At 65.1% G+C, this 4,082-nt stretch carries 4 protein-coding genes; all 4 read left to right on the forward strand.

The genetic code is table 11. From position 1 onward, the window contains the following. A partial coding sequence (locus EN925_RS40210; protein WP_206632920.1) for a hypothetical protein occupies positions 1-235 on the forward strand: 235 nt, incomplete at its 5' end. A 12-nt stretch (positions 236-247) separates the two neighbouring features. After that, positions 248-1,204 (forward strand): LysR substrate-binding domain-containing protein, encoded by a 957-nt coding sequence (locus EN925_RS25935; RefSeq protein WP_013530338.1) that lies wholly within the window; start codon positions 248-250, stop codon positions 1,202-1,204. 83 nt (positions 1,205-1,287) lie between these two features. Further along, positions 1,288-2,919, forward strand: a complete 1,632-nt coding sequence (xseA, locus tag EN925_RS25940) for an exodeoxyribonuclease VII large subunit (protein ID WP_127367109.1) — start codon at positions 1,288-1,290, stop codon at positions 2,917-2,919. A 4-nt stretch (positions 2,920-2,923) separates the two neighbouring features. Continuing rightward, the gene (locus tag EN925_RS25945; RefSeq protein WP_127367110.1) at positions 2,924-4,042 is read left to right on the forward strand and encodes a P1 family peptidase; all 1,119 of its coding nucleotides are present in this window, start codon (positions 2,924-2,926) and stop codon (positions 4,040-4,042) included. Positions 4,043-4,082 lie beyond the last annotated feature (40 nt).

Genomic DNA, 4,082 nt, shown 5'->3' on the forward strand with positions numbered 1-4,082 from the left:
CACGCGCGTCGCAACGGCCGGACGCGAGGTGATGCGCGAGGTCTCGGTGGCGAAATCGAACGTGGTCATTGTCGGTCTCCTTCAGACTCGAACGGGCAAAGCCTTGCGATCGGCGCTGGCGACAGCGGCCGTTCCGGCTTCGATTCACATGCCTTCATGTGGACAATGCCAATTTGCCATCGGCCGATTGATTAATCCAACGAATGTTTCTAATCTTTACCATCAACACCAGTGATGGATCATATCGATGAAATCGCCGCTCGATCTCGATCAATTGCAGACCTTCATCTCGATCGCCGATACCGGCAGCTTCACGCGAGCAGCCGAAGAGGTGCACCGGACCCAGTCAGCGGTGTCGATGCAGATGCGCCGGCTGGAGGAGCGGATCGGCAAGCCGCTGTTCGAAAAGGACGGACGCACCAACAGGCTGACCGAGGAAGGCGACAAGCTGCTCTCCTATGCGCGGCGGCTGCTCTATCTCAACCGCGAGACCCTGGCGGCCTTCGACGACCGGCGGCTCGAAGGCACGATCCGCATCGGCACGCCCGACGACTACGCCGATCGTTTCCTGCCCGAGATCATGGCACGGTTCACCCGCTCCAATCCGCGCGTCGAACTCACCGTCATCTGCGAGCCGACGCCGGGGCTGGTCGAGCATATCAAGCGCGGCAATCTCGATCTCGCGCTGGTGACGCACAACGACGTACGCGGCCAGTCGGAGGTGGTGCGGCGCGAACCGCTGCTGTGGGTCACCTCGGCCAACCATGCCACGCATGAGCAGGAAACGCTGCCGATGGCCTTCGGCCGGCCGAACTGCATCTGGCGGCGCGCCGCGGTCGATGTGCTCGACCAGCAGAACCGCGACTATCGCATCCTGTTCACCAGTTTCTCGGCCACCGTCATCACCGCCGCGGTTCTTTCCGGGCTGGCAATCTCGGTGCTGCCGGAATGCGCGCTCAGACCCGGTATGCGGGTGCTGGGCGAAGCCGACGGCTTCGGCGCCCTGCCCGATTGCCGCATCGGCATCATGCGCGGCCAGACGTCGCGGCCGGAGATCGTCGATGCGCTCGCCCGCCATATTTCGGAAAGCCTGGACAACATCTCGGTGCCGGTCGGCGAAGACCCCGGAACGTTCGATTTCGCAGCGCTTGCCTTCACCAAGCTGCGGCGAACCAAGCCGAACCAGATCCTGCCCGGCTGGTAGGCAGGGCCAGGTGTGCGGGTTATGAACGGCTGGCCCGACGCAACCGCCTTGACGCGGGCGCCCAACCGTTCCCCAATCGACGGATGAGCGAAGCAGCATCCGAATCACGCACCAACGCCGCCGAATATACGGTGAGCGAGATTTCCGGCGCGCTGAAGCGCACGGTCGAGGACGTTTTCGGCAATGTGCGGGTGCGTGGCGAGATATCAGGCTATCGCGGGCCGCATTCCTCAGGTCATGCCTATTTCGCGCTGAAGGACGACCGCGCGCGGCTCGACGCCGTGGTGTGGAAAGGCACGATGAGCCGGCTGAAGTTCCGTCCCGAAGAGGGCATGGAGGTGATCGCCACCGGCAAGCTCACCACCTATCCCGGCAAATCCAACTACCAGATCGTCATCGACAATCTGGAGCCTGCCGGCGCCGGCGCCCTGATGGCGCTGCTGGAAGAGCGCAAGCGGCGGCTGCAGGCCGAGGGGCTGTTCGACACCGGTCGCAAGCGGCTGCTGCCGTTTATGCCGCGCGTCATCGGCGTCGTCACCTCGCCGACAGGGTCCGTCATCCGCGACATCATCCACCGCATCAAGGACCGCTTTCCGCTGCATGTCCTGGTCTGGCCGGTGCGTGTTCAGGGCGAGACGTCAGGCGCGGAAGTGACAGCCGCGGTCAACGGCTTCAACGCGCTGGCATGGGATGGCGCCATCCAGCGGCCCGATCTGTTGATCGTGGCGCGTGGCGGCGGCAGCCTCGAAGACCTCTGGGGGTTCAACGACGAGGCGCTCGCCCGCGCGGTTGCCGCTTCCGGCATTCCGGTGATCTCGGCTGTCGGCCACGAGACCGACTGGACGCTGATCGACCTCGTCGCCGACGTGCGGGCGCCGACACCGACAGGCGCGGCCGAAATCGCCGTGCCGGTGAAGGCCGACCTCGAAGCAACGCTTGCCAGCCTCGGTGCGCGGCTGAAAGCGGCGGTGCTGCGCAATTTCGAGCGCAAGCGGCAGGCCGCCCGTGCCGCCGCCCGGGCTCTGCCCTCGCCCGATCAATTGCTGGCGCTGCCGCGCCGGCGCCTCGATGAGGCGACATCCAGGCTCGGCCGGGGCCTGTTGGTCTCCACCGAACGCAAGCGTGCAAGGTTTTTTGCCGTGAAACTGACACCGGCAATGCTGTCGCAGCGCATTGCAGAGGCCCGGCGCACCAACGAACGCAATCTTTTGCGAGCACAAGGGGCACTGCGTGCGATGGCAAGAGCCCGGCGTGCGGAGCTTAACCGGGCGGCGGATCAATTGCCAAAATGTGCCAGGGCTTCGCTGCAGCGGCACAAGCAGCAACTGGCCATGCTGCAAGGCCGCATCACGATCGAGCCGACGGCACGGCGGCAACGCGTGCAGAGGGATTTGCTGACAGCTTTGACAAGACGCGGCACGCAAGCAGTGGTGCTCAGGCTGGAGCGCCTGCGCGGCCGCGTCGTCCAGGCCGACAGGTTGATGGCGTCGCTGTCGCACAAGGCCGTCCTGGCCCGCGGCTTTGCGCTGGTGAGGGATGCGGACGGCGCCGTCGTCAAGCAGGCTGCCGACGTGGTGTCGGGAATGGCGCTTTCGCTCGAGTTCGCCGACGGGACCGCCGATGCGGTGGCAATCAGCGGCACGGCAAAACCGAAAGCCGTGGCCAAGCCGGCGGCCAAGGCCAAAGAGCCTGGCAATCAGGGATCCCTATTCTGACACCATGACCGACAATCCGCATCATCTGGCAACGCCCTCAGGCAAACCGCGCGCGCGAAATTTCGGCATCGGCTTCGACGGACGGCCTGGACCGTTCAACGCGATCACCGATGTGCCCGGCGTCGCGGTCGGCTATGCGACGCTGATCTCGGGCGATGGCACGCTTGTCGTCGGCGAGGGACCGGTTCGCACCGGCGTGACCGCGATCCTGCCCAGGCCGCTTGCCGACCTCGCCAACCCGGTCTTCGCCGGGATCTTCAGCCAGAACGGAAACGGCGAACTGACCGGCTCGCACATCGTCGAGGAAACCGGCGCTTTCAACTTCCCGATCACCATCACCAACACGCATTCCTGCGGCGTTTCCCGCGACGGCACGCTGCGCTGGATGCAAAGCGTGCTGCCGGCGGCGCTTGACAGCGGCTGGGGACTGCCGGTGGCGGCGGAGACCTATGACGGCTTCCTCAACGACATCAACGGCCACCATTTGACGTCGGAGCATGTTGCGCAGGCCCTCGACGGTGCCGCCGGCGGACCGATCGAGGAAGGCAGCGTCGGCGGCGGCACCGGCATGATCACCTTCGGCTTCAAGGCCGGCTCCGGCACGGCATCGCGCATCGTCGAATGGCACGGCCGTGCCTATACGGTCGGCGCCTTCGTGCAGTCCAATTTTGGCAAACGGCGCAATATTGCCATTCGCGGCCTGCGCGCCGGGCCGCAACTCGTCGAACCGGCTGTCCGCGAAGGCACACCGCGCGCCGAAAAGGGTTCGATCATCGCCGTCATCGCCACCGACGCACCGTTCCTGCCGCATCAGATGAAGCGGCTGGCCCGACGGGTGCCGCTTGGCGTCGCCATGACCGGAGGCTTCGGGTATCACAGTTCAGGCGACATTTTCATCGCCTTCTCGACCGCCAATGCGAGCGCCGCGCGGGCGCCATCCGGCCGCATCGCCAGTGCCGATTTTATTCCCGATACCGACATCGATCCGTTTTTCGATGCGGTGATCCAGACCGTGGAGGAAGCAATCCTCAACGCGCTGGTTGCCAATGACGATATGACCGGACGCGACGGGAATTTCGTGCCGGCGCTGCCGAAGACGTGGCTGAAGGAGACCTTTGGCTGAAGACAAAAACGCGGGCCAGAAGCCCGCGCTGCAACAATGT

The organism is Mesorhizobium sp. M7A.F.Ca.US.006.04.2.1, from assembly GCF_004022915.1.
In the GTDB taxonomy this organism is placed as follows: domain Bacteria; phylum Pseudomonadota; class Alphaproteobacteria; order Rhizobiales; family Rhizobiaceae; genus Mesorhizobium; species Mesorhizobium ciceri.